Consider the following 24,984-nt stretch of genomic DNA (forward strand, 5'->3'; position numbering starts at 1 on the left):
TTTTAGCTACCTGAAGCACCGATTCGAAGAAAAGTTAACCTATACTGATAAAAATCTGATACAGAATACGAACAGATATATTACTGTTGCTGAAAAAGTACCTGTACAAGCTGAGTATATCTACCCGTTTTTACCTCATTAAGGCAATTCTGCCCGTTATTTAAAAACCCTCCTGAAAGCTTTAGTGTTGTTTCCACAATCACCCTTGTTAAACCTTAACTGTTTACCTATGACAGAAAATGAATTTTCCATCAGCGTTAAAACACATGCTAAATCGCTGATCTCGCATGCGTTAAAATTTACCAAGGACCTCGATGATGCGAATGACCTTGTTCAGGATACACTCGTTAAAGCCACCCGGTTTGCTTACCGGTGCGATTATGAAACCAATACTAAAGTCTGGCTTTTTGTAATCATGCGAAATACCTTCATTAACAATTACCACAAAGGTGTTAGGCACAGAAGTAGAATTGTTCGGGAAGATGAGATATCCTCAAATCAGATGGCTTACAGTGCAACTACCAATGGTGCTGAAACCAGTTTTGCAATGGATGATATTAAAAAAGCATTGAACAGCCTTCCGGCCATGTATTCCGTGCCATTTATACGGTATTTTGAAGGCTATAAATATCAGGAAATTGCCGATGAACTGAATTTACCACTCGGAACCGTTAAAACTTATATCCATCATGCCAGGTTAAGGTTAAAAAAATTGCTTAAGCAGTATAAAAACAACTGAGCCTGTTTAACTCAAACCTAACCGGTCATCCTGAAAATTTCAGGATGACCGGTTTTATTTCCGGGTGTTAGAACTTTTAAAGCACAATATCAGCTATTTCAGCAGCTGAAGCATCCGCATTTCCCCTGGGTGTATTTTCATTGTAAGAAGCCTCCAGGTGATTCAGGTATATTTTTAAATTCTGAATCTTCACATTTACCGCATCCTGCTGTTCAACAGAATGTTCAGGAGCGCCATCCATGGCATTGAGTACATCCACAGAATAATCCATAAAATCCTTCAGATTCTCGGATAAGAGTTCTTTCTTTTCTATCATTTTAATTTTGTTTTGTAGAAATAACAGGAAGAACAGCAAAAGGTTCAGGTTAAATTTAAAGGCTGGAAGCTGCCGGCACTAAAGAAATGAATTAATGCTTCATTGATGATTTAAAAAGCGATCTTTCAAACAAATTCATACACTTGATACACATTAAATGTTTGCTGTTAATTTGCATTTAACGTAACATTTTTGTATCTTTATGTTTAACCAAAAAGAAAAAGCCTATTCATCAAGACCTACTTAAATCATTATTATAATCGTATAGCCTATGAGAAATTATGTTTTGGGAGTCTCCGGTCTTTTGTTAATTGCCACTTGCTCATTGTTTACCGCATGGAAAAATGATGATGCCAATCAAGCAGGTAAGCGGTTTTCATCCGAAAACACTTTGGAGACAGCCTATATTCATCATGCAAGATCACTTTATCAATCTGCACATTTAAAAGATTCAGGACTTTCTTTTCCTGTATTTGAAAAAGCCTTAACTGGTTACTATAATTTGAAAAAAGCTGGCTTGCTTTCTGATCATGCCCTTTTAAGCATCGCTGATTTTGATCAGCCAAGCACCAGTAAAAGATTGTATGTATTAAATGTTGATCAAAGGGATGTGGTGCTCAATACCTGGGTAGCGCACGGACAGCGAAGTGGTGAAAATCAGGCTGTAACTTTTTCCAACCAGAATGATTCATTTGCGAGCAGCATTGGTTTTTTCGTTACCGGCGAAGAATATCATGGTACACATGGCCGATCCTTAAAACTGGATGGCATGGACCCGGGTTTTAATGATAATGCCAGGCTGCGTTCTATCGTGATTCATGGTGCGCCATATGTTAGTGAAGGTACTATAGCGGCTTTAGGACGATTGGGCAGAAGCCAGGGTTGCCCTGCTGTGGCTCCCGAGCTGGCTGATCCGCTTATTTCTTCCCTTGGTGAAGGTAGTGTACTTTTCATCAATAAATCTTCTGAGCGGTATGCTTCTACCTTTCTTAATGAAGAAAGTGCCTATCTGGCGATGATGCCTGAAATTAATGATACGCCGCTTTATGGCAACCTTTCCAATATGGATTAAATTTTAATAAGATGCGTATATAACACGGCATCCAATCCATAAATATCCTTTGCAAATTTCAGTTTTCCTTCAGTATCCTGCCAGCAGGTATAATAGCTGAGATACACTGGAATTTGCTTTGGAAGTGAGATATTTTCGGCTTTTGGGTCTTTACTGACCATACCTGTACTGATTCTGTCGAATTTTTTTCCTGTACCAAAAAGTGCTCTTGCCAGTTCAAGAGGCTGTTCTACCCGAACACAGCCATGGCTCACCGCCCTTACAGGCTGATTAAAAGCCGCTTTTGCGGGCGTGTCATGCAAATACACACTACTTTGGTTATTAAACAGGAATTTGATTTTACCCAATGAATTATCATCCCCCGGACGTTGTTTAAAAGTATAGGTTTTTCCAACATCGGCAGCAGACCAGTCAATAGTTTCCGGGTCTTCTACCAGTTTTCCCTTATAAAACACATCAATATTTTTATTACCTAAATAATAACGATCTTTTGCTGCGTATTTAACAATTTCATTGGTCGCAATACTTTCCGGAATATTCCAAACCGGATTTACCTGAACGCTATGGATCATACTTTTTAGCTGTGGTGTTTCACGGTTGAAAGGCCTGTCTTTTTCAAGGTCATTATCATCAAATTCTGTTAATGATGGGGCAATATTCTGGTTCCGCCCCTCTCCTACACATACTTTCATGGTTAAAGCAGCTTTTCCATTTTCGATGACATGAAGCTTAAACTCAGGAATGTTTACCCAAACGTACTTATCCTCGGCCGGGATATTCTTCCAGCGTAAACGTTCAAGATTTACCGCAATGAGGCGTTTACTTTCTTCAGCAGAGCACCCCGGAGCAAGCACCTCTTGTTTCAGCGCCTGCTGCAGCATTTTATAATCTGCTCCTGCCGGCTGGATGTTGTCCAGAAAGAAGGCCAGATTTTTAGTTTGATAAGGTTTGATAAAACTTAATGAATCTGGTCTTTTTGTTTTGGTATAATATTGCGCATAAATGCGACGCGGACTTACCTTTCCAAATTCTATCGCCTGACTATAAGCTGTAATGGAATGGCTGGCGGCAAGTTCCAGTTCTATCAACGCCTGATAGGCTGCATCCAGGTTATTTATATTGGTTTTCTGGTGGATTTTTGCGAGTGTTGATTTAAATTCCGAAACCTTAAATGTTTCCGGGGATAAACCATGATCTCCAGCCTGGGAAATGATTTCAGTAGCCTTTAACAATCCGCTATCCGGGAAATATTTCGTCACTAAAACCGGTTCATAATTGTTGGCTGCGTATATAGCTTCAGTAAATTTAGGGTTTTGAAGTGTTTTCGCACGACTGGCTATGGCTGATTTTAGCTTCTGACCGAATTGCTCCATATCTACCTGACTGAAAATCTTATTACCGGTTTCTTTAGCCAGCTGCGCACCAATTTGTGATTTATTTTTCTTGCAACTTTGTAATATAGTTAAACTGAATATAATCAGCAGGAATATGCCCAACGGCCCGGGCCTTCTAAATTTCAATAAATACATAGCCTATATAATCTGATTTTCAGGCGATTTGTTTTATCAATTTCTTATCTGACTGATGACTAAATCATTGCATTAATTATGATATCCATGAAGTATAAAATAGCCAAAGGATATAATGCATTTTACCAAATTGACGAAGTTTTCTTTTCAAAAAGCTTATTTAGTCAGAAGTTCATTAAATCTTCATTTGATATGTAGAATTTTATGGAACAATTAACAACGTTTATAAATCGATAATTCAACAAGCAAAATGAAAGCAATAAAAATTTTAATGATCGCCCTTGTAGCTGCCTTTACTGTAAATACAGTTAGCGCACAAACAAAAACTCCTGCAAAAGCAAAAGCTGATACAGCACAGGTTAAAAAAGTAAAAAAAGAGCATGGCAAACACAAAGCCAAAAAAGCTGAAGTAAAAAAATAGTAATTAATATTTAATCTGCAATTAATCAGATTTATTCATCCATAATTAAAAACAACATGAAAGCAATTAAAATTTTAATGATCGCCCTAGTAGCAGCTTTTACTGTAAATACAGTTAGCGCACAAACTAAAACTCCTGCAAAAGCAAAAGCTGATACAACACAGGTTAAAAAAGTAAAAAAAGCACATGGTAAACATGCCGCAAAAAAAGCTGAGGCTAAAAAAGCTGAAGCTAAAAACTAATACCAATCACAAATGAAACCTACAAAGGGGTTGCCTTGAACTTTAAGGCAGCCCCTTTGTGATTTAAATAGTTGTGACCTAATTTAACGGCAGCTCACCCAAGCCTTCCAAAAACCATCCTGAATGGTATTTAAATGTTACTTCCTCTTCTCCAGATTTACGAATTACCTTTGAAGTAAAATCATGTGCGATTTCCTTTTTACTTTCTAAAACTACTTTAGCTAAAAGGGCAAACTCATCCAGGTTTAAGCCATCTTCGATTACAAAATAAGGCTCTCCAGCTTCTGTCCAGCGGGTCTCTACCAATCCTTCTTCAAATTTTTTCTGTTGTTCTTCAGTCAATTGAGGAACATGGTTTTGATTATCCATATACTGTTAATTATTTAATTAATAAATCTTCTGCGAAATGCATAAGACAAAAAAAGACCGGCTTTGTGCCGGTCTTAGTATTTTAATACCTGGCTTATAAATTAAGCCGGAATTTTTCTAGGCACTTCCCTATCCCAGAATCTGTGCATCGCAATCATTTGCGCAAACAGATCTGTTAAAGCATAAAGATCATCGGATACGATAATACCTTCCCTAAGTACGGTTTCAGCGGAATATTCTGCCGGAAGTTTTTTATGGAAATAACCAGCCTCCAATACTTGAATGGCAGCAGCATCAGCAGCAATCGCCTTGCAATGCTTAAAGGCTTCATTCAGGAAATGTACCGCATTGGCTTCAGCTTCTAAACTGGCTACACTGTTGGTTCCTCCCGGAACATACACGGCATCATAAAGTACAGATGCAGCAGTTAGAAAACTTTCATCTACCTGGATATGCTGATCTTCTGCTGAAATAATGTCACCCAATTTAGGCCCAATAATATGAACCACTGCGCCCTTAGCAACCAGTGCATCTTTCACGGTACTTAATGATTTTCCATCAACTCCATCTGCAGCCAGGATAGCAATTTTTCTGGTTACAATAGAATCCTTGATGGTATTGGCCATGCTTAAAGCTTCTGACTTAGCCAATGAACCTTCTTTTTTCTCAGATGCATAATCTTCAGGATCAGCATCTGCAGGAACACTTCCATTGATTTCGGCAATTGGAATCTCAGGCACATGTAAACCTAGCGAATAGGCAACTGCAGCAGCCAGACCTTTATCAATGTGTGCTAAAACCCCCAGCATACGCTCACGGATAGGTACCATTTTCACCTTACCCAACTCAAAACAAAGGGCGTCAATCAAGTGATTTTTTTCAGGGTCAGACTGGCTATCGAAAAATAATTTTGCCTGAGAAAAATGATCGAAGAAACTTTTGCTTCTGGCCCGTATCTTTCTGGCATCGATGCGTTCATTATAACTGGTAAAACCTCCATTTGCAGCAGCAGTTTGCTGTGGATCATTTGCCGCAATGGCATTTGGTCCGTAACTGGTTTTGCCACGATTAATGGTCTGGCGCATGTAGCCATCACGCTGGTTATTATGTACTGCTATCACCGGACGGTTAATCGGGATTTCATGAAAATTTGGTCCGCCCAAGCGGATCAATTGCGTATCGGTATAAGAAAATAATCTGCCTTGCAACAGGGGATCATTGGTAAAATCAATTCCGGGAACGACGTGACCAATATGATAGGCCACCTGTTCTGTTTCTGAAAAGAAATTATCGGGATTGCGGTTCAATGTCATTTTACCGATTCTTTGCACAGGAACCAACTCTTCCGGTATCAATTTCGTAGAATCTAACAGGTCAAATTCAAATTTAAATTCATCTTCTTCCGGTATAATCTGAACACCCAATTCCCATTCCGGAAAAGCACCGGCTTCAATGGCATCCCAAAGATCTCTTCTATGAAAATCAGGATCTTTTCCGGAGATATTCTGGGCTTCATCCCAGGCTACTGCATGCACGCCCAAGAGAGGTTTCCAATGAAATTTAACAAAACTCGCTACGCCGGAAGCATTCACGAACCTGAAAGTATGCACGCCAAAGCCTTCCATCATACGGTAACTTCTGGGTAAAGCGCGATCGCTCATGGCCCACATAATCATATGTGCGGATTCAGGAAGTTGGGAAATAAAATCCCAAAAAGTATCATGGGCAGATGCGGCCTGAGGCATTTCATTATCGGGTTCAGGTTTTACCGCATGGATCAGATCCGGAAATTTAATGGCATCCTGAATAAAGAAGACTGGCATGTTGTTTCCAACCAGGTCAAAATTTCCCTCCTGGGTATAAAACTTAACGGCAAATCCCCTTACATCCCGGGCAAGATCCGTTGATCCTCTTGATCCGGCTACCGTAGAAAACCTTACAAATACAGGTGTTTCTGCACCCGGATCACAAAGAAATGCTGCCCGTGTTACTTCAGACATGTCTTCATACACTTTAAATACACCATGGGCGGCTGATCCCCTCGCATGAACGACACGTTCTGGAATACGCTCATGATCAAAATGCGTAATTTTTTCCCGAAGGATAAAATCTTCCAGCAGGGTTGCGCCCCTATCGCCTGCCTTTAACGAATTCTGATCGTCACTGATTTTCACCCCATGATTGGTGGTCATCTGCTGTCCGGTACTATCGGCCACAAATTCTTCCAGCTTAGTGGTTTTATCGTTTTCAACCTGAGCAGGTTTAGTGCTATTATTATTTACTGATTTCTTCGCCATCCTATTTTCTTTTAAGCTTCCTCAGCTGCTTTATAATTGATTTCATTGCCTGCGATATCCGAAAGTTTCGAATCCGCATTTTTCTCTTCAGAAAGTGTTTCTTCCAAAAGATCGCCAACTTCTGTTAAACCCAAAGTGTTAGCCAGTTGAATTAAACCACTATAAGATGCAATTTCATAGTGTTCTACTTTTTGTGAGGCCAGAATAATGCCTACATCACGGGTGGCCGTACCTGGTTCTGTTTCTTCCACAATGCCTTCACCTTCTTTGGTAATCCCTTCCATGGCATCACATTTCTTTGCAATGGCCTTTTCTCCCAGCAATTCAAAAACCTGTTCTAATCTGGCTACATGTGTTTTTGTTTCTTCCAGGTGAGATTCAAGTGCAGAAACAAGTTCCGGGGCAGTAGCGGCAGAAATCATTTTTGGTAACGCTTTCACCAGGTGATTTTCTGCCCAATATAGGTCGCGGATACCGTCGGTAAAAAGTTCCTGAAGTGCTGAAGAAGAATCTTTAGTGGTTTTAGTACTCAACTTTGGTTCAGTACCGCTTTCCTGTTTTTTCATATTGATGTTTTGTTTAAGTTGATATTGGTGACTATACTGCATAGATAGATCAGAATTTATCTTTCGTTCCGTTTCTGCAACAAGTCGTTTTAAGAGAACCCATGCCAACACGAAATAGTTTTAAGAGTTTTAAGCAATAAATGCTTTTCTTTCTCAGGGATACCAAGTTAAAATCTCGATTCTCCACGCTAAAACGCGATGCTGATCAAAAGCATCAAATAAACTGTTCATTATCCAAACTTTGACAGGATAATATGGTTTTGATTGCATGGAAAATATCGACCAGTTGATGATACCCGCCGCAAGGAAAGGCGAAATGGAAGTTTTAGCAGAACTGATTCGCAGAAATGCCAATGTAAATGCACGCGATGAAAAAGGATATACGCCGCTAATTATTGCCTGTTACAATAACCAGCTAGCTGCCGCGAAGGCACTGCTTGATGCCGGAGCAGATATTAATGCCGCCGATGATGGTGGCAATACAGCGCTCATGGGTGTAAGCTTTAAAGGTTATATTGAAATTGCCAGGTTATTAATTGAACGTGGTGCAAAGCTCGACCTCCAGCATGGTAATGGTGGAACAGCACTGATGTTTGCCAGCATGTTCGGACGGAACGACATCTTGCAATTATTACTTTCCAGCGGAGCCAATGTAGACATAACTGATTTTCGCGGGCAAACCGCAGCAGATCTGGCTGCCATGCAAAGGAATGAAGAAGGACTAAAATTGTTAAATGCATCCTAACCTCATCCTGAATTTAATTCAGGATCTTCATCATTGTTAATTTTAAAGGTGCTGAATCAGGTTCAGCATGACGAGTAATGGTCGTTATTTACGTCATCAGATAAGCGGCACGGTGACGATTAATACATTATTTATCGATAAAAAAGATTGCGTCGTCGGCAGAAAAAGCCTTCTCGCAATAACGGAGATATTGGAGAAAAAGTTAAAGAATTAACCAACAGCGTTGTCAACTCCCCCCCATAAAATAAGGAGGGGAGTTGATGCTACAATCATTAATTATTTTACACCAAATGCCTGTAAAATTCGCTTACAAATCTCAGTGTTCGGATAAACGCCAGTAAATTTTTGCGATCCCGGGCCGTAGGCAAAAACAGGAACCATGATGTTGGTATGGTCATCACTGCTGAAGTTCCCCCTAACGGTACCTTTTCTGTAAGAAGCATCCAGCATGGAGAGCCCGCCAGTTTCATGATCTGCCGTCACGATAACCAGTGTTTCCCCATCCTGATCAGCAAATCGCATGGCTTCGCCAACCATCCGGTCAAAATCATGCAGCTCGGTAACCACATAAGGTAAATCGTTTGCATGTCCGCCATGATCAATTTGTGCCCCTTCAGCCATAATAAAGAAACCCTTTTTATTTTTAGATAGCAATTCCATACTTTTTACCAGTGATGTTTTAAGCATTTCTCCCCTACCCTTTAAAACACTTCGGGTAACGGAATCATCTAACAACACCAATTGCCTGCCCGATGTTGCTGTCCTAAATTCACTCAGGTTATTTTGCAACTGGTAACCTTTGGTTTTTAGTTTCTGCATTAAACTGGCATCCTTATTTTCTAAAAAGCTTTTACGATTTGAACCAATTAACACATCAACCGGACTGTTCTGAAAATCGGCTGCAATATCCTGCGACATGGTTCGTTCGATCTGATGCGCATAAAATGCTGCCGGAGTGGCATCAGTGATATCTCCACTGGTGATGATAGCCGTTTTCATGCCAAGTGGTGCTAAAATTTCAGGAATAGATGATAAAGGCTTACCATTTACATCCATACTGATGTAACGATTATTGGTTTTTTGCCCGGTGGCCATCGCCGTAGCACCCGCCGCAGAATCAGTAAAATCAGAATTGGAAGCCTCTGTACGGGAAAGGCCAATATGCTGGATATTCATCATATTGAGTTGTCCGAAATTGGCACTTAAACCCGCCTGAATTTGAGCCAGTCCCATGCCATCTCCGATTAAAAGAATCACATTTTTAACCTTTTTAGGCAAACCGTCATTTTTATATGTGGGTTGATAGGGCTGATACTTTTTGGCATTGGTGTACTCCAGCTTATCTCTGTTTTTATAAAACTCGCCTAAAACAGTCGGCCGATCTGTTCCAATCCAGTCTGCTCCCATTTGTTCCAATTCTTTCCAGCTATTCGGACTATCTTTTGTGGCCCAAAAACGAAAGGGCTTGCCCATCCGGTGTGCTTCAGCAATCACATTTTTCATCTTCTGCAAATCAGGTGGTGTTGGTGTACCCTTTCCATTCCATACGGAAAAATGCGAAAGATCATCACTGATCATCCCGATATGCTTCAACTGTTCATCAGTATAATTCATCCCCGGACGACCGTCAAAAAAAATCATTTGCGGATATTGGCTAAACTGATCAGCTGGCGGCACATCACCACTCATTACAATTTTAATGGCAGATGGGTTTTTAGACTGATCAAAAACAGACGCATAACCTTTCAGCTGTTTGATCAAGGTAGCAAGCACATGCGGGTAATCTTCCTTAATATCAATTACCAGCTGAAGTTTTTGCGAGGCACTGGCATAGGGTTGATTTCCGTTTTGCTTAAACAAGGCTACCAGCGGATCAAGGTAAATCTTTTTCAGCGTTTTACCTGGCTTAATCTCGTTGCTTTCATGCGCTACATAAAGTTCACCATCGCGATAGAAAACATCTGCTTCTATGGAACCCATACCCGCATAATAAGCCTGAAGCAAGGGTATCTGTTGTTTATAATCATTGTGGCTATGTCCATTATTGGCGGTCAGTTTCCGCTGTGCAGAAACTGACTGAATACCAAAAATGATGAACAATAAACAAATGAGTTGAGTGCTCTTTACCATCCCGGGTTTTGTTTAATTACGCCTGAACTGTTATCAATTTCTCTTTGCGGAACGGCCCAAACATCATGAACCTGTGGGTTAAATGTTCTGGCCGGCCAGATAACCGAACCATCATAGTCATGAAGTGGTTTGGCATAGGTGGCTTGTGCATCTCCCCAACGCACCAAATCGCGGTGGCGATCGGCCCATTCGCCGGCCAATTCATTCCGGCGCTCACGCTTTAAATCATTCATGGTCATTCCGGTTTTGGATGCCAGACCGGCCCTTACCCTGATTCTGTTTAGTTCGGTATCGCCTGCACCAGCGCCATTTAAATTAATCGCTGCCTCAGCTTTAATCAAAAGGACTTCAGCAAAACGCATTAAAGGCACATTTAAATCTGTTGTTCCATTATCGCCATTTGGGTTAACGTGGGTAGGAATGGGATTGGCATAACTAAAAGGCTCCATATACTTTTTAAACTGGTAATTTGAAGTGGCACCACCATCTTTGGTAAAACTCCGCTCGGCACCAAAAAACATAAATTTATCACCTGGTTTTAAAATTGTAGCTTCACGACGCTGATCTCCTGTTTCAAAAGAATCATAAAGTTCTTTTGTAGGCAGGTAATAGCCCCAGCCATTATAAATTCCCCAGGCTTTGTTAGTCAGCATTACACCTGGCAATTTACTACCCCAGCCTGTGCCACCACCGTTTGGCGTACATACTACCGACCAAATGTATTCTTTAGACCAATTATTTGAAGCTTTAAATACATCAGCAAAGTTAGACAGCAAATCATGCTGACCAGAGCCAATGACCATATCAGCATATTTTGCTGCGTTTGCATAATCTTTCTTAAACAGATATACTTTTGATAAATATGCCCAGGCAGCCGTTTTGTGTGCTTTGCCATAATCAGCGGATTTCATTGCTGAAAAATTAGGCAAATTATCTGCGGCTTTCAATAATAATGAAATGATGTAGTCATAGTTCTCTGTTACATTTTTTGCCCTTGGGATGGCCACAGATGCATCAGCATCCGGAGTTACAATGGGTACGCCAGCTTTATCATTACCATAATTAGCCGCCAGTTGAAAATAAACCAGTCCGGCATTAAAATAAGCATCACCAATAATCTGTTTTTTTAATGTTTCATCCATGGCGATGGCTGGTACATGCGTAATGATGTCATTTGCCCTTTTAATAATGGCATAACGCATGCTCCATTGCGATTCGGTATAACCACCGCCTACATAACTCCGGTTAAAGTTTTTGATATTATCTGCTTCTGGCTTATTTCTACCCGTAACCATATCATCGCTGGCATTGATAAACCAGAACATGCCACGACCATAAAAATCTTCTGCATTATAATTTTCATACATTCCGGCTTCGGCCTTCATGGCATCTTCCTTTGTTTTCCAGAAATTTTGCGCCGACGGAGATCCCTCTGGTGTGATATCCAGTTGCTTGGTGCACGAGGCGAAAGCTGCCATAACAATCAGTGCCAGGTATTTTATATTCGTTTTCATTAAATTATAAATTAAAGGTTAACACTCAAACCCAAGATGAAACTTCTGGCTTGCGGGTAACGGCCCACATCAAGGCCATTATTATCCATCCCGATTTCCGGGTCGAAGCCTGAGTACTTGGTAATGGTAAATAAATTGTTGGCAGTGACATAAACCCTTACCGCCCCGGTTTTAAGTTTGCCGGTGAGTGATTTTGGCAAACTATATCCGAGTGTTACATTGCGGATACGCAGATAAGAGCCATCTTCAATATAAAAATCGGAAGCATTAAAGTTTCCATTGTTATCACTGGTAGAAATGACAGGTACTTTTCCACCCGGATTTTCGGGAGACCAAGCATCTAAAATGCCCACCAGCTTATTGTAAGAAGGTCCGCTGGCACTATAAGTCGTTCTCTTTACCGCATTGAAAAGTTTATTTCCTTGCACGCCCTGTGCGAAGATATTGAAATCGAAGTTTTTATAACTGGCATTAAAGCTTAAGCCATAAGAGAAATCAGGATAGGCGCTCCCTGCGAAGTAACGGTCTTTGCTATCAATTGATCCATCGCCGTTAAGATCTGCAAATTTGAAATCGCCGGCTTTAGCATTTGGCTGAATTTTCTGTCCATTTGCATTTTTATAATGATCGGCTTCTGCCTGGCTTTGGAAAATACCTTCCGTTTTTAAAACGTAATAGCTATACAGCGGTTGGCCTACTGTAATAGACAGGGGCGCAAGCTCATTTCTGAAATTGGTACCCACAGCAATATTGGTTAATCCTGGTGCCAATTCCTCTACCTTGTTGTTAACTTTGGTTAACGTAGCGTTCACGGAATAAGTAAATGCCGTATTTTTAGCACTGTTATAAGTTAAACCAAGTTCAATACCTTTATCTTTCACTAATCCTGCATTGATGGTTTGAGAAGTTAATCCTGCGGTGCCTGGCAAAGAACGGGTCAGAATCATTTTATCCGTTTTCTTAATAAAATAATCTGCCACCAAACTTAAGCGATCAAGCACCGTTACATCCAAACCTATATTGGTTTGTTTACTTTCCGCCCATGTTAAATTTTTGTTGGCAAGAATGGTTTGAACATAACCGTTTTGCAGGGTTGGTGTTTGACCGAAATAACTTTGTGTTGCAGCCAGTAACGGATTAACCGCTGATGAAGATAAACTCCCCAGGTTACCTAAAATACCATAGCTTCCTCTTAGCTTTAGTTCATTTAACCAGTTGGCTGATTTTAAAAACGCCTCTTTGTTGATAGACCAGCCTGCTGAAACAGAACCATAATTTCTAAACCTGTTTTCTTTGGCAAGCATAGATGAACCATCTCTCCTGCCAATAAATGACAGTAAATATTTTTCCTTATAATTATAATTGGCCCTTAAAAACAGTGATGAAATGGCTTTGGCATCATAATAACTGGTAGAAGGTTGAATAATGGTGGCATTGGTTAAATAACGGTACTGGTTAGACTCATCATCAAAGCCAGATCCGGAGGTATACAAGCCATTGCTTTTGGTTTTCTGAAAGGTATAGCCACCTGTTAAATCAATTTGATTAGATCCAATGGTGGTTTTGTAGTTTAGTACCTGTTCTGCTAAAAAATCATTTACCGCATCTGCTCTTTGTACCAAACTATTGCTTAACACCGGCTTTCCAACTTCCGGGCGTTTTGGTGTAAAACTTTTAAATTGGGCATCTGATTTGGTGATACTCAGGTTTGACCGAAAACTTAAACCTTTGGCCAGCTGAAGGGTAGCATAAGGATTCACCACCAACACGTTGACAGGGTTATTGATGTCAATTCTTTTTAATTCGGCAACCGGATTAATAATATCTCCGTAATCACCGGCATATTGTCCGCCAGGTAAACCTGCAAAACTGCCATCAGCATTGTAAGGTGTACCGTTTGTAGGGTAATAAATGGCCGACAAAAGTGCACCCGTATAATCACTGCTGGTATTGGCACCATTACCATTGGTACTGCTATAAGAAAGGTTTTCACCCACTTTTAACCAGGGTGTAAGTTCATGTTCAGAATTGACCCTGAAATTATAGCGTTTGGTTTTGGTGTTCAGTACGATGCCTTCAGCATTGCGGTAATTGAAACTTAAATAAAAGGTTGATTTTTCACTTCCCCCGTTAATAGCCGTATTATAGTCCTGCAGTAAGGCATTTCTAAACACCTCATCCATCCAGTTGGTTCTGGTGGTTTGTCCGTCAGGATATTTGGAGAGATCAAATGCAGGCAAAATGGTTGTTCCGCCGTTTTTAGCTGCCGTTGCTGCCACCTGTGCACGTTGCTGGGCATTTAAGGTTTCCAGCTTTTTCCAGGCACTTTGTTCTCCAACCTTGGCATCAAAACTGATTTGCATTTTGCCTTTCTTTCCTTTTTTAGTGGTGATTAAAACCACACCACCAGAAGCACGCGCACCATAAATTGCCGCGGAAGCATCTTTCAATACCGATATTGATTCGATATCGTTAGGGTTCAGGTTTGGCGTCCCCAGAAAAATTGATCCATCAATGACGTAAAGAACACTTTCGCCATTAATTCCACCCGCTCCTCTGATATTGATTCTGGGTGCTGATGTCGGGTCGCCGCCTTCATTGGTTACGATTACTCCTGGCGATTTACCAGCCAACACTTCTCCAACACTATTTACAGACCTCGATGACAGTTTATCCAGTGAAACCAAACTCACCGCTCCTGTTAATGTTTCTTTCTTCTGGGTTCCGTAACCTACCACCACCACATCTGCCAACATAGACCTTTCCTCGTTCATTATAACGTTAATGGTGAGGTGATCACCCACGGTTACCTCTTTGGTGCGGTAACCGATCATGGAAAAGGAAAGCACCGTTTGTGCACTTACTTCAATGCGGTATGCACCATTGGCATCAGTAGTGGTACCGCTTTGGGTGCCCACTACTTTAACGGATACACCAGGTAAAACCAAACCGGTTGAATCTTTCACTACACCTGTTACAATCCGGTCGGGTTGATTAAAAGTAGCATTATTCAAAATGACGTAGTCGCCCTTTTCTTCTACGCGAAGGCCTAATTTATCCAGCAAAGAACGAACAGGCTCCATCTGGAAATCGCCGCTGAGCTGTGTATTTGTTTTTTGAAGAAGATCGGGATTGTAAACAAAGCTTAAACCTGAAACGCTTTCGATCTCCCGGATAATTTCATTGAGTTTACGGCCCTTGCTGATTTTAATGTTCACTTTGCTTTTCGCCAATCGCTGGGCCATACCGGGCGAAGCCAAAAGTGAGCTGCAGAATATGCAGATGATTGAAAATGTTAAGCATGAATATTTCATGATCTGATAAAGGGATAAGGTCCTCCTGGACGAGGTTGTTTTCATTTGTTTGTTTGCTTATAAGAATTAAAATAGTTGTGAATAGTCTGTTTGAATAGCCACAGATAGTTTATGAATGATTTAATTGTACATTATTGATAGATTTTAAATGTTTGGTGATTTTGATGTGAACTAAATTTGAGGTGGTGCAGTGTGCAAATGATATCAAGAATTTCTTCAGGCCGCTGTGCACTGTTAAATGTTGCCGTTGTTTTTAAGTTCACTAAGGAAGTTTGATGCAGCTGAATTTTAATATGATAGAGGTATTCCATCCGCCGGACAACCTGCATTAGTGTGGTTCCATTGAAATTGATTTCAACTGGGCGGACATCACGAACAGTATTGAGGATAGATTTGCCGCTAGTTTTATTAAATGAAAGTTTCTGATTTCTGGTTAGCGTTCCCAGCAGTTTATCTTCATTTTTAATGGCCACCTTACCTGTTGAAACGATGACTTCCACTTCTTTTCTGGCATGATAGGCACGTATGAGAAACGAAGTTCCTAATACGGAAACATTTAAATGCTGGGGAAGCTTTACCTGAAAAGGTCTTTTTTCATCATGCGCAATGGAAAAAAATGCTTCTCCTTCTATGATGGAAACCTTTCGGGAATTTTTCAGGAATTTCTCAGGGTAAGTGATTTTGGCTAAAGGGGCTAAAGTAATTTCCGAACCATCGCTCAGTATAATCTTTTTACGCTCGCCTGCCTGGGTTGAGGCTGTGATTTGTGTATTAGGGATTTCATGCCCTGTATGCTGTTGCCAAAGCCAGAACGTAACAGAAACAACAATTGCGATGGCAGCGGCAATGTTGATCCAGTGTTCCAATAAGAAAGGCTTCCTGGTTTCCTGATGATTAATAGCCAATCGCAGTTTTTGAAACATCTCTTCACTGATGGCAGCTTTTTGCTTGCCTGCAGGTGCTTCCTGGTTGGTGCCTAAGGCATTGTACCAATCTGTTACCTGATCACATTCTTCAGAACTTGCCGCTCCGTCCAGATATTTCTCCAACAGTTGTTTTGCCTTTTCTTCGCTCATTTGTATAGATGTCGTTTCAAAAGGAAAAGGGTACTAACCAAAAATGTTATCAGTAAGTTAAGTTTTGGTTAAGACCAATAAAATGAAGAAAAGACCAGGTCTCAAATGAATCAAAACCATAAAAATGCGATAAGCAGCAAGTAGGATAAGTTTTCGCGGAGTATTTTCATTGCTGTGGTAATCTGGTTTTTTACCGTCTGTACAGAAATGTTAAGTTCAGCTGCAATCTCCTTAACGGTTTTATCCTGTTCCCTGCTCATCGAAATCACCAAACGCATCCGCTCAGGTAGAAGTTGCAGTACAGCCTCTACCTCTTTTGCAGTATCCTGGCGTATGAGGTGTTCATCCGGGGCAATTTCCCTCCGCTGATTCATCAGGTTGGCGTATTCAACCTGGTGAATATCTTTAATGGAACTGGATCTGTAATAATCGATTACCCTATTTTTTACCGCACCACATAAGTAGCCGGAAAGGTGGCCCGTTAAATCAAGTTTCTTTCGTTTTTCCCATAAAGAGATAAAAATCTCCTGCGTGATGTCTTGCGCAAGTGTTTCGTCGCCCAGCTTTTTAAAGGCTAAATCAAATACCTTTTCCCAATGGATATGGAATATTTGCTCCATTGCAAAAGGATCATCGTTTTTTAATGATGCAATTAATAAGTCGTTCAATGCTTTTAGTTTGCTGCAGCAAAGCTAGCAAGCCAATATTCACTTCATATTAATTCTTTATAAAGAGTGATGCATTAACTGCTCTTTCATGAAGGACTTGTTTCAAATTAGTATCTGTATTAAGTAATTAGTACATCAATAAAACCTAAAATACTGATTTTCAAAAGGAAATAAAATAATTTAAACATTATTTAATTATAAATGTTGGCTCTTTAAATCGAAAATAATCTCGGTTATTATATTTATTATTAAATCATTTATCATGAAAAAAATTTTTATCTCTAGTTTATTCTCAGTAGCATTATTTATGGGTGTTGCTCAGGCACAAATTCAAAAAGGCAATGTAATGGTTGGTGGAAACCTGGCCAATATCAAGTTAGGTTTGGATAACCCTAAAGTTTTCAGTGTAGACATTACACCTAAAGCAGCCTGGTTTATCCAGGATAACCTGGCATTGGGTGGATATGTAAACTTTGGTTTAAGTACGACAAAAAATGCACCAACTACAACTAATTATGGTGTAGGTGCATTAGGTCGTTATTATGCTGGTAAAGACGTTGAAGTATTAAACCACGGACGTTTCTTTGCAGAGGCAACAGTTGGTGTTGGTGGTACCAGTGTAAGCAGAGGTGGTGCTAATACAAACGGCTTAAACCTAAGTGTTGGTCCGGGTTTTGCTTATTTCATTACACCAAACATTGGTTTAGAAACCTTGTTAAAATACAATGGTTTAGTAGGATTTGGTAATACTACAGCTCAAAACAGCTTAAACCTTTCTTTTGGTTTCCAGGTTTATTTACCTGGACAAAGAACGGCTAACAAAGTAAAAGGCGATATCCGTAATTAATAACGAATAAATATTACAAAAAATGCCGGTATCGATCAGATACCGGCATTTTTTATTTCTGTAAAAGAAGCATTTATACAGGTGGCCCTAAAGCCTCTTTTAATTCCTGACAATCTTCTTCCTCCAGTGAAATAATTTCACTCAGCAGATTAAAGATTCCCTCCTTTTCATTAGTTTTTAGCATCAGATCAAATAAACGGATCACCATTTTCTTTTGATCAATGTTTAAACTGCTAAATAATTTAGGTTCTACTTCATATAATATTTTAATCAGCCGGATTAATTTTGGTTTAACCAGTTCCTTTTCGTGTGCAGTTGTGTAATTCGGAAAAATCCCATCCTGCTCCAGACTTTCTATTAAGCGATCTGCATATTCCCGTAAAAATGGCTTTCGTTTATTTTTCAGGTAATCATTTAGTTCCTTAATTAGAAAACGATATTCCGGAGAAGATTTAGCTGACCCAAACAAAGCCACTTGTTCTTCATTTTCAAAACTTTTAAAATCAAAATCCCTGAAAAAGTCGCTATCTATATAAACGCTGTGAAAGTAATCATCACTTTTTTTATTCAGGGTAGTGTAATCCTTATAAATTTCTTCGCCACCTGCCAGAAAGTAATATTTAGAGAGTTCTTTATGCAGACTCTCCTTCCAGTGTACATATTTGATTTTAAACCTAAAGGCTGTATCCGCATAGTAAAGCTCAAACTCTTCCATACTTTTAACATTGGCTGAGAAATCCAGCGCATTTCCATTCACCAGCACTTGCAGTTTCTGATGTCGGTTTAGTTCAATAAACCAACAAAATTCCTGAACTAAGAAAGGGATTACGGTTTGCTTAAAATCCAATTCACCAATACGCAGGTTGGTAAAGGTAACCACTGTTCCCGTCGTTTTAGCCGCATGAGGCTGCTCAAAGGCTTCATAACTATTCAACCTTCCGGTATTGATTTGGATGACTCCCTGATGAAAGCCTTTATCATCCTGGTAAGTGGTATTCCAGCTGGCATTGTGGGCAAAAGTGAAAAAAGTAAGCCGGCCAACACCGTTCCGTCCGTGCATTTTGGAAGTATGCTTGGGAGCTGCAATTTGAACAGCCTTTTCTGATTCGAAAAAGGGATCAAACTTCTGCTGTAATTTTTCAAAGTTAATGCCATAACCATTGTCTGCAATTTGAAGACTATCCAGCCAGCCAAGTTCATTGCTCACATAATCGATGTGAATGGTATCAGCATTGGCGTCAAAACCATTCCAGATATATTCTGCTATCGCTTGCTTTTCATTATAATTTTTTAATACCCTTTGAATTCCCTTGGAGGTAATATTAACTTTCTCAGACATCTATTACTAAATTAATTAGCAAATATATCAGAATATTTCTGAATCTGTAAACTGTTGATGTTATTCACATCATTTATATTCAGCATACTAAGGGCAGCAAGACTAAATGAATTTAGTTGTAGGTATGTGGCTTATCCCATTATCTAACTAAAACACCATAAAAGCATAACTAACTTTACTATTCTGCTATTTTTATATTTTTAATTGCGAATTTTGCTGAAAAGTAATTTTTAAATGAACATCGAAAATGTCTATGGCGATCAAAAGTGGGCCTCATCTGGCGGGCAATCACCCTTAATTGCTGTCTTTAAATCATTTCATCAACTTAATCCAGAAATTGAGGCAGTGATCAATGCCTATACTTTTCCGGTAAACTTTCCGAAAAATAAACACATTGCATCGCCTTTAAAAAGAAACAAGTATATCTATCTGATCCTGCAGGGCGCTGTTCATGGTTACATTAAAATGGGCAATAAAAAAATCACCACGTGGATTGCTGCGGAAAATGAACTTGCAGGAACAATCAGAAACCTGTGGGAAGATGTCATTACTGATGAATATATTGAAACCATTGAAAATGTGTTCGCCATTGCCATTCCACACAGCATGTCTAAATTGCTATATGAAAATTATCCTGTCGCCAACTATGTAGGCAGAAAGATGACCGAAATGTATATCAAGGGTGCATCCGAAAGGGCATTTATTGTGCGGTTACCTACAGCTTTAAAACGCTATCAAAGATTATTAATTTCTTACCCGCACCTGATGAACAGGGTACCGCTAAAATATATTGCCTCCTTTATCAGCATGCGTTTAGAAACACTTAGCCGCATCAGAAGTAAAGTTTAACAACTATGCTTTTTATAATCCAACTACATCATGAATATTATTCTCGCTTCTACTTCGACGCTCTTCGGCGGCACTTATCTCCACTATCTTAAAGATGAAATTATAGACCTTTACAAAGGCATTGATGAAATTATCTTTATTCCATTTGCCAGACCAGGCGGCATTTCGCACGATGAGTATACCGATAAAGCCAGGGATTTTTTCGCCGCCCTGGAGATTAAGGTACGTGGTTTGCACGAATTTGAAGATCATATTAAGGCTATAAACGACGCCAGGGGATATTTTACCGGTGGCGGAAATACGTTTATGCTGGTCAAAACCCTTCATGAAAACGGCTTAATGGATGTTTTAAAAAGCAATATCGGAAATGGCAAAGCTTATCTTGGCTGCAGCGCCGGAAGCAATATTGGCGGCATTAATATGAAAACCACGAATGACATGCCGATTGTTTACCCGCCTTCCTTTAACTGTATGGAACTGGTTCCTTTTAACATTAATCCGCATTACCTGGACGCAAACCCTGACCTGAAACATAACGGAGAAACCCGGGAAACAAGAATAATGGAATTCTTAACCCAAAACAACATTAAGGTGATTGGTTTAAGAGAGGGCAACTGGATCAGAAGAATTGGCGACCGGATTACTACGGAAGGTAAGGAGCAGACAAGAATTTTCGAACAACATAAAACCCCATATGAAGTTGATCCGGGTACAGTGCTTTAACAACAGCATCCTGATTAAAGACCTACCCTTTTTAACATGTGTAAATATGATGATCACATGATTTAAATTACTGAAAATAAAGCAGGTAAACTTTGTTATTGATACCGACTTTCTGTAAATTGGGTATACCAAATATAGAAATCATGAAACTACTCAAGAAAATTAAAAAATGGGGAGATCAGCATCATCCTCAATGGATTGATTATTTCAGAATATTATTAGGCATCATTCTCATCTGGAAGGGTGTTGGTTTTTACATTAACATAGAAGCCTTTAATCATTTAATGCGAGGCGCAATGCTCAGTACGGCATTCAGTATTAGCATAGCAGCTCATTTTATTATTTTAGTCCATATTATTGGCGGTATTGCTATTGCCCTGGGCACACATACCAGGTTATTTTGCCTGGTTAACCTGCCCATACTAATCGGAGCTGTCTTTTTCATCAATATTTCTGCCGGGATATTTAAACCCTATTCAGAATTCTGGTTTTCATCGCTGGTATTGATTGGACTCATTTGTTTTATTGTCGAAGGAAACGGGGTGCTGGCTGTAGACAAAACGCAGCCTGTTCCTCAATAATTGACGTTTAATCGGGACTTTAATTCTGGCTAAAAAGCCAGGGATGCCACTATTTCCGCAAATTGAGCTTGATTTTTCTTTAAAAATCAAATGCTAACTTAATGGTTAACAAGAAGTAATGTTTTTTATTGAATATTAAAGCTAAAATGATTTGCAGATTACGATCAACTTTGTACTTTTGCAGCGGAGAGCTGGCAGAGTGGTCGAATGCGGCAGTCTTGAAAACTGTTGACTGTAATAGGTCCGGGGGTTCGAATCCCTCGCTCTCCGCAGCATAAAATTAAAAGCCTGTTTATCGTATGATAGACAGGCTTTTTGCTTTTTGGTAAAAAATATAAGGCATGATTTTACCGGCGAATATGATTTCTGTTTGAGGCGGTTCGGAGAAGCAATAATAACTTTGTGGTGAAGTACCTTAAAAATTTCGGAAAGATTATCAGGATCTGTTTGGCAAATGGATGGATGACCAAGGAATCATTTCCTAAATTATAAGCATAGCGTTAAACCTGTGAAAAGACAGTATTTGACGGAAGGTGAAATTAAGATTATTGCTTCTAAATCCATATCTCGGAAAGTCTAATGAACTTGTAGTTAACTCGTTTTTTACTTTTACAGCCTATTCTTCCATGAGTCTGCTCATTAAAATTATCCGTTCCAGATTCTTTTTCATGGTAATTTCTCATTAAACTATTATGTCCCCATTGCCTGCGTTTTGGTTTTGGACAACAAAATATTCACTTAAGCCCTAAAAAAGTAATAGCTACGCTCAAATTACTTCCAACAGTCCGAGATGACACAAACGGACTAGGATATCCCCGGCCATTTCAAATGGTATCTGCCGGCTCCAGAAATAGATCAGCTCTCCAATGGTTTCACCTCCTTTAACCGAGCTGATAAGGGGGAAAATCGCGACATTGCCGATATAAGCAACTTCCCTCTCCAACATAGGATGCCGAATAGTATCCTTTAACTGTAGCCGATCGTTTTCGACACAGACTGCTTTGGTAAAAGTAACCTGTGGAGAAATCCTTACCTTTTTATGCCATAATTGGTCTATCGCATCTGCCGGCTTTATACGGGCACCGACAGTATTGTCTTTTTTATTGATGGGGCTTTCCTGTAACTTTAGCTTCAATTTAGTGTAGAATGCAGTTTCGTTAGCCTGTGCCGATATACCTACTTGAGATCTTTCTTTCCAGAAGCCGTTGTTGCTACCGGGCCAAGCACTATGGTAATATCCGCCTGTCCATTTTATATGCTGACTAATTGAATCTGCCATGTGATTCTCAAAAAAGGCCTGCGAAATTTCCACATCTCCGGAGTTAAGTATATTATTTACAGCAATTACCGTCTGTAGCGAAAAACGCATCGCTTTTTCCACTCCTGAAGAGGATAAGGGATCGAGTGTAAATGCGGCCTCTCCAATCCTGACATAGTTGTTGTCCCAGGGGTTATTATGACAATAATTCAATACCACACAGCTTTTGATTCCGGAATTTGAGAGACCAGTAAGCCCCTTACGAAACAATAAGGAAGAAGATACGCTGTGTTGAAAAAGCTTTTCCGGATGCTCTTTGCGAAGATCTGCCAGCGCAAAAAAAGCCATCATCCTAAATAACTTATCACCTGGTAAGGGGGAGCCCCATAACCAACCATTTTCCTGTGCCTCTATCAGGGTACAGGCTGGCATCGAAACGCTGCTGGTATTTGCGTAAAGCGCAACCATCGGTGGCGCAGTAATGATTTTATCGATCATCCTGCTACTGCTCCTACCTCTGGAGTCAAGCACAAAAATCGTTTTGAGCTCCATACACTGATTTTTTATCCTGATCAGCACCTTCCAATGATCGCTTTCTCTGCGAAAAATTTCCGGCTTTGCAGGCTGAAACAACACCAGCCCCTTTGAAACTGCCAACTGGATCAGATCATGGTCCAGTTTCCCTCTATCTACCATAATACCGCCGTTATGGTTCCTTAGCTCAATATTTCCCTCTTTGGCATTCTCCCAGATTACCCGGGCTGGGAGCTCATCGATATAGCCACGCTCCTTCAGCAGATGTCCTGCACCCAAGTAATCGAAAATATTCCGAATACCTGCAGATAAGGATTCCCCGATCTGCGGACGTGGAAAAACATGCTGTTCAACCAATGCTACGCGGTGACCAAGATCAAGAAGCCTGATTGCAGCAGAGGTTCCAGCAGGCCCTCCGCCAATGATTACTACGTCGAATACTTCAGGATTTCCCATTGAAACAAACTTAATTGAACCAGCCAGGTGCCAATCTCGAAATCCGCTCGTGTGCCTGAATGGTATAATGGAGCCAGCCTCGTATATAATCACAGGCATTTCTTCCTTTATCAATCACTTCATGATGACAACCGCCTCCACAGAGATAGCGGGCCCAGCACTGGTTGCAGGGAGACTGTTGATGCACATGTCTTGACTCCAGCCAACCATTCTGCAACTCTACATCAATGCCATTTAAAATATCACCCATGCGCCCGGCCGGTTCATTAACAAACCTGTGGCAAGCAGCAATTTCTCCATCGGCAGATACCCCCATGTAGCCTGCACCGGCGCCACATGGGTAGGGCCGGTGTGTTCCTTTATTGATTTCTTTAAGGGCATTGACCATATTCAGGTAAGGATAACGTTCACCCTGCAGCACTTTCTTTTCAAAGTGCAAACCACAGGCGATCATTGCCCCTAACAATTGCTCTAGGTCTTTTTCATCCATTTCACCTTTTCCGTTACTGGAGTTTAATAACGGGGAAAAACCTACACTATGGAAACCCATTTCGATAAAACCCTCAAGAACCTCAAGCAGATTAAGGTTTGCAGGAGTAACCGTTACACGGGCTGATACCTGCATTTTCCGCTGAATCTGCAGCAGCGGCTTAATATTTTCCATAATCTGATCATAGGTACCAGAACCGCTTTTCAGTGGCCGTTGTGCATCATGTTCTTCCCTTAATCCATCAAGGCTGACTGTAACGGAAAAAGCATATTTTTCAAAAAAAATGGCATCATCTTCGGTCAGCAATGTTCCGTTCGTAGTAATGGAAAAACCGATGTTAATATTTTTTTCCAGTGCCTTTTCGGCTGCGTATGCAGTTGCTATCCTTATCGCTTTCCGGTTAAGCAAAGGTTCTCCACCAAGGAAAGTAAGCTGTACACTCCCGTTTTCAGGACAGTCTTTAAGCAGTAGGTCGATCGATCTGGTGGCCACATCTAATGACATGCTTTTCATTGCGCCGCCAAAGCCTCCCTGATCTGCATAACAATAGGTACACCCCATATTGCATTTTTGAGCTATAGCCAATGAAAGCGCATAGACCGCGGGGCTTTTTAATGGCACATCATTTATTTTCAGCGGTGCATCAAGGCCCATATCCATCAGCTTGTTTTTAAGCCCGTTTTCATCTTTTGATCCCAGGAGCACTCGAAACTCTGCCTCAGTCTGGGGAGAAATCCGGTAAAGCATAGTGCCGTTGGTAACCAGTAACTGTGTATCCTGTCCACCTCTAACTAAGTGTACCTGCGGAGAGACCGGTTTGGATTCGGCTGCAATTTTTATCGCCATCCTGCCAGCTATATTGCCTGCCGGGGAATCTGTCTGTTTAAGCGTTAACATAAGTTATCTCCT

At 40.4% G+C, this 24,984-nt stretch carries 22 protein-coding genes and 1 tRNA gene; 10 read left to right on the plus strand and 13 right to left on the minus strand.

Features of this window, described 5'->3' with window-relative positions; genetic code table 11:
- Positions 1-229 precede the first annotated feature (229 nt).
- Positions 230-739 (plus strand): RNA polymerase sigma factor, encoded by a 510-nt coding sequence (locus CBW18_RS04725; RefSeq protein ID WP_088300142.1) that lies wholly within the window; start codon positions 230-232, stop codon positions 737-739.
- A 76-nt stretch (positions 740-815) separates the two neighbouring features.
- Here the strand turns inward: CBW18_RS04725 and CBW18_RS04730 are convergent, their stop codons facing one another.
- On the minus strand, positions 816-1,055 hold the full coding sequence (locus tag CBW18_RS04730; RefSeq protein WP_088300144.1) for a hypothetical protein: 240 nt from the start codon (positions 1,053-1,055) through the stop codon (positions 816-818).
- Between the two features lie 271 nt (positions 1,056-1,326).
- Between CBW18_RS04730 and CBW18_RS04735 the strand changes: the two genes are divergently transcribed.
- Positions 1,327-2,127 carry a murein L,D-transpeptidase catalytic domain family protein gene (locus CBW18_RS04735; RefSeq protein WP_088300146.1) on the plus strand — a complete coding sequence of 267 codons (801 nt, stop codon included), beginning with the start codon at positions 1,327-1,329 and terminating at the stop codon, positions 2,125-2,127.
- Here CBW18_RS04735 and CBW18_RS04740 read toward each other — a convergent pair.
- Entirely contained in the window at positions 2,124-3,656 is a 1,533-nt protein-coding gene (locus tag CBW18_RS04740; RefSeq protein WP_088300148.1) for a L,D-transpeptidase family protein, read from the minus strand. The two genes, CBW18_RS04735 and CBW18_RS04740, sit on opposite strands and share 4 nt — an antisense overlap.
- 250 nt (positions 3,657-3,906) lie before the next feature.
- Here CBW18_RS04740 and CBW18_RS21325 point away from each other — a divergent pair, with 250 nt between their 5' ends.
- Positions 3,907-4,077: a hypothetical protein gene (locus tag CBW18_RS21325; RefSeq protein ID WP_172406444.1), complete on the plus strand. Its 171-nt coding sequence runs from the start codon at positions 3,907-3,909 to the stop codon at positions 4,075-4,077.
- Between the two features lie 56 nt (positions 4,078-4,133).
- Positions 4,134-4,319: a hypothetical protein gene (locus CBW18_RS04745; RefSeq protein WP_088300150.1), complete on the plus strand. Its 186-nt coding sequence runs from the start codon at positions 4,134-4,136 to the stop codon at positions 4,317-4,319.
- A gap of 78 nt (positions 4,320-4,397) precedes the next feature.
- Here CBW18_RS04745 and CBW18_RS04750 read toward each other — a convergent pair whose 3' ends face one another.
- The 3 genes from CBW18_RS04750 to CBW18_RS04760 all read right to left on the minus strand — a co-directional run bounded on the left by CBW18_RS04750 (position 4,398) and on the right by CBW18_RS04760 (position 7,551).
- Positions 4,398-4,688, minus strand: a complete 291-nt coding sequence (locus tag CBW18_RS04750) for a hypothetical protein (protein WP_088300151.1) — start codon at positions 4,686-4,688, stop codon at positions 4,398-4,400.
- Between the two features lie 101 nt (positions 4,689-4,789).
- Positions 4,790-6,985 (minus strand): catalase, encoded by a 2,196-nt coding sequence (locus tag CBW18_RS04755; protein WP_088300153.1) that lies wholly within the window; start codon positions 6,983-6,985, stop codon positions 4,790-4,792.
- An 11-nt stretch (positions 6,986-6,996) separates the two neighbouring features.
- Complete coding sequence (locus CBW18_RS04760; protein ID WP_088300379.1) at positions 6,997-7,551, minus strand: ferritin-like domain-containing protein; 555 nt, start codon at positions 7,549-7,551, stop codon at positions 6,997-6,999.
- Between the two features lie 268 nt (positions 7,552-7,819).
- On the opposite strand from CBW18_RS04760, the gene CBW18_RS04765 reads away from it, so the two are divergent.
- The gene (locus CBW18_RS04765) at positions 7,820-8,296 is read left to right on the plus strand and encodes an ankyrin repeat domain-containing protein (protein ID WP_088300155.1); all 477 of its coding nucleotides are present in this window, start codon (positions 7,820-7,822) and stop codon (positions 8,294-8,296) included.
- Between the two features lie 276 nt (positions 8,297-8,572).
- Here CBW18_RS04765 and CBW18_RS04770 read toward each other — a convergent pair whose 3' ends face one another.
- The 5 genes from CBW18_RS04770 to CBW18_RS04790 form a co-directional block, all read right to left on the minus strand.
- A complete protein-coding gene (locus CBW18_RS04770; protein WP_088300156.1) occupies positions 8,573-10,426 on the minus strand; it encodes an alkaline phosphatase in 1,854 nt (617 codons plus the stop codon).
- Positions 10,420-11,940, minus strand: coding sequence for a RagB/SusD family nutrient uptake outer membrane protein (locus tag CBW18_RS04775; protein WP_088300158.1), 1,521 nt, complete (start codon positions 11,938-11,940; stop codon positions 10,420-10,422). The genes CBW18_RS04770 and CBW18_RS04775 overlap by 7 nt, the downstream gene beginning before the upstream one ends.
- 11 nt (positions 11,941-11,951) lie before the next feature.
- Positions 11,952-15,299 (minus strand): TonB-dependent receptor, encoded by a 3,348-nt coding sequence (locus tag CBW18_RS04780; RefSeq protein WP_253248968.1) that lies wholly within the window; start codon positions 15,297-15,299, stop codon positions 11,952-11,954.
- A gap of 86 nt (positions 15,300-15,385) precedes the next feature.
- Positions 15,386-16,330: a FecR family protein gene (locus CBW18_RS04785; RefSeq protein WP_088300162.1), complete on the minus strand. Its 945-nt coding sequence runs from the start codon at positions 16,328-16,330 to the stop codon at positions 15,386-15,388.
- 110 nt (positions 16,331-16,440) lie between these two features.
- A complete protein-coding gene (locus CBW18_RS04790) occupies positions 16,441-16,998 on the minus strand; it encodes an RNA polymerase sigma factor (RefSeq protein ID WP_088300164.1) in 558 nt (185 codons plus the stop codon).
- 262 nt (positions 16,999-17,260) lie between these two features.
- Between CBW18_RS04790 and CBW18_RS04795 the strand changes: the two genes are divergently transcribed.
- Positions 17,261-17,845, plus strand: coding sequence for a hypothetical protein (locus CBW18_RS04795; RefSeq protein WP_088300166.1), 585 nt, complete (start codon positions 17,261-17,263; stop codon positions 17,843-17,845).
- A 73-nt stretch (positions 17,846-17,918) separates the two neighbouring features.
- Here the strand turns inward: CBW18_RS04795 and CBW18_RS04800 are convergent, their stop codons facing one another.
- The gene (locus CBW18_RS04800; protein ID WP_088300167.1) at positions 17,919-19,184 is read right to left on the minus strand and encodes an ATP-binding protein; all 1,266 of its coding nucleotides are present in this window, start codon (positions 19,182-19,184) and stop codon (positions 17,919-17,921) included.
- Between the two features lie 234 nt (positions 19,185-19,418).
- Here CBW18_RS04800 and CBW18_RS04805 point away from each other — a divergent pair, with 234 nt between their 5' ends.
- From CBW18_RS04805 to CBW18_RS04820, 4 genes are all read left to right on the plus strand, one after another.
- A complete protein-coding gene (locus CBW18_RS04805; protein WP_088300168.1) occupies positions 19,419-20,033 on the plus strand; it encodes a Crp/Fnr family transcriptional regulator in 615 nt (204 codons plus the stop codon).
- Between the two features lie 30 nt (positions 20,034-20,063).
- Complete coding sequence (gene pepE, locus CBW18_RS04810) at positions 20,064-20,756, plus strand: dipeptidase PepE (RefSeq protein ID WP_088300169.1); 693 nt, start codon at positions 20,064-20,066, stop codon at positions 20,754-20,756.
- Positions 20,757-20,899: 143 nt separating this feature from the next.
- Positions 20,900-21,337 (plus strand): DoxX family protein, encoded by a 438-nt coding sequence (locus CBW18_RS04815; RefSeq protein ID WP_088300171.1) that lies wholly within the window; start codon positions 20,900-20,902, stop codon positions 21,335-21,337.
- 185 nt (positions 21,338-21,522) lie between these two features.
- Positions 21,523-21,607 (plus strand) — tRNA-Ser (locus tag CBW18_RS04820).
- A gap of 496 nt (positions 21,608-22,103) precedes the next feature.
- On the opposite strand, the gene CBW18_RS04825 is transcribed toward CBW18_RS04820, so the two are convergent.
- Both CBW18_RS04825 and CBW18_RS04830 read right to left on the minus strand, forming a co-directional pair.
- Positions 22,104-23,585, minus strand: a complete 1,482-nt coding sequence (locus CBW18_RS04825; protein ID WP_088300173.1) for an NAD(P)/FAD-dependent oxidoreductase — start codon at positions 23,583-23,585, stop codon at positions 22,104-22,106.
- Positions 23,586-23,595: 10 nt separating this feature from the next.
- Positions 23,596-24,972, minus strand: coding sequence for a radical SAM/SPASM domain-containing protein (locus CBW18_RS04830; RefSeq protein WP_088300174.1), 1,377 nt, complete (start codon positions 24,970-24,972; stop codon positions 23,596-23,598).
- Positions 24,973-24,984: the final 12 nt, after the last annotated feature.

Source organism: Pedobacter sp. AJM, assembly GCF_002197755.1.
Lineage (GTDB): Bacteria > Bacteroidota > Bacteroidia > Sphingobacteriales > Sphingobacteriaceae > Pedobacter.

Coding starts and splice junctions, on each gene's coding strand:
- CBW18_RS04725 (WP_088300142.1), top strand. CDS start 230: ATGACAGAAAATGAATTTTCCATCAGCGTTAAAACACATGCTAAATCG.
- CBW18_RS04730 (WP_088300144.1), bottom strand. CDS start 1,055: ATGATAGAAAAGAAAGAACTCTTATCCGAGAATCTGAAGGATTTTATG.
- CBW18_RS04735 (WP_088300146.1), top strand. CDS start 1,327: ATGAGAAATTATGTTTTGGGAGTCTCCGGTCTTTTGTTAATTGCCACT.
- CBW18_RS04740 (WP_088300148.1), bottom strand. CDS start 3,656: ATGTATTTATTGAAATTTAGAAGGCCCGGGCCGTTGGGCATATTCCTG.
- CBW18_RS21325 (WP_172406444.1), top strand. CDS start 3,907: ATGAAAGCAATAAAAATTTTAATGATCGCCCTTGTAGCTGCCTTTACT.
- CBW18_RS04745 (WP_088300150.1), top strand. CDS start 4,134: ATGAAAGCAATTAAAATTTTAATGATCGCCCTAGTAGCAGCTTTTACT.
- CBW18_RS04750 (WP_088300151.1), bottom strand. CDS start 4,688: ATGGATAATCAAAACCATGTTCCTCAATTGACTGAAGAACAACAGAAA.
- CBW18_RS04755 (WP_088300153.1), bottom strand. CDS start 6,985: ATGGCGAAGAAATCAGTAAATAATAATAGCACTAAACCTGCTCAGGTT.
- CBW18_RS04760 (WP_088300379.1), bottom strand. CDS start 7,551: ATGAAAAAACAGGAAAGCGGTACTGAACCAAAGTTGAGTACTAAAACC.
- CBW18_RS04765 (WP_088300155.1), top strand. CDS start 7,820: ATGGAAAATATCGACCAGTTGATGATACCCGCCGCAAGGAAAGGCGAA.
- CBW18_RS04770 (WP_088300156.1), bottom strand. CDS start 10,426: ATGGTAAAGAGCACTCAACTCATTTGTTTATTGTTCATCATTTTTGGT.
- CBW18_RS04775 (WP_088300158.1), bottom strand. CDS start 11,940: ATGAAAACGAATATAAAATACCTGGCACTGATTGTTATGGCAGCTTTC.
- CBW18_RS04780 (WP_253248968.1), bottom strand. CDS start 15,299: ATGAAAACAACCTCGTCCAGGAGGACCTTATCCCTTTATCAGATCATG.
- CBW18_RS04785 (WP_088300162.1), bottom strand. CDS start 16,330: ATGAGCGAAGAAAAGGCAAAACAACTGTTGGAGAAATATCTGGACGGA.
- CBW18_RS04795 (WP_088300166.1), top strand. CDS start 17,261: ATGAAAAAAATTTTTATCTCTAGTTTATTCTCAGTAGCATTATTTATG.
- CBW18_RS04800 (WP_088300167.1), bottom strand. CDS start 19,184: ATGTCTGAGAAAGTTAATATTACCTCCAAGGGAATTCAAAGGGTATTA.
- CBW18_RS04805 (WP_088300168.1), top strand. CDS start 19,419: ATGAACATCGAAAATGTCTATGGCGATCAAAAGTGGGCCTCATCTGGC.
- pepE (WP_088300169.1), top strand. CDS start 20,064: ATGAATATTATTCTCGCTTCTACTTCGACGCTCTTCGGCGGCACTTAT.
- CBW18_RS04815 (WP_088300171.1), top strand. CDS start 20,900: ATGAAACTACTCAAGAAAATTAAAAAATGGGGAGATCAGCATCATCCT.
- CBW18_RS04825 (WP_088300173.1), bottom strand. CDS start 23,585: ATGGGAAATCCTGAAGTATTCGACGTAGTAATCATTGGCGGAGGGCCT.
- CBW18_RS04830 (WP_088300174.1), bottom strand. CDS start 24,972: ATGTTAACGCTTAAACAGACAGATTCCCCGGCAGGCAATATAGCTGGC.